This is a genomic window from Mycobacterium sp. SMC-4 (assembly GCF_050205565.1).
Taxonomy (GTDB): Bacteria; Actinomycetota; Actinomycetes; order Mycobacteriales; family Mycobacteriaceae; genus Mycobacterium.
The window spans coordinates 1-429 of record NZ_JBNMQU010000037.1 but is presented as its reverse complement, the minus strand read 5'-3'; the positions used below and the strand labels follow the sequence as shown (position 1 = coordinate 429).

General features: G+C 71.3%; 1 protein-coding gene. It reads left to right on the top strand.

The features are described 5' to 3' along the window. Positions 1-429, top strand: a 429-nt coding sequence (locus ACQI46_RS25635; protein ID WP_427096858.1) for a DUF222 domain-containing protein, incomplete at both ends; no start/stop codon positions are given.

Here is a 429-nt window from a genome sequence, read left to right as displayed (position 1 = left end):
GCCAGCGCGGCCGCGCTGATCGACGCTGCCCGGAACTGCTCACGCGCGGAGAACATCGCCGCAGCGCGCAAGCTGGCGGTGCTGGCTGAGCTGTTCGATCGACGCACCCACGCGGCCACCGCTACCGCTGAGCAGCGCGAGGGGTGGTGGCTGGACCCCGATGCTGCCGTGGCTGCCGAATTGGCCGCCGCGCTGGGGGTCACCCAGGGGTTGGCGCTGGCCCAAACCCATCGGGGGGTGCGGTTGCGGGACCGGCTCCCCCAGGTCGCGGCGTTGTTCGCCCAGGGCCTGATCAGCGACCTGCTGGTGCGCACCATCGTCTACCGCACCGAACTGATCACCGACGACAATGTGATGGCCGCGGTGGACGCCGCGCTGGCCGGCCAGGTCGGGTTCTGGGGTGGGCTCTCGCGCGAGAAGATCGACCAG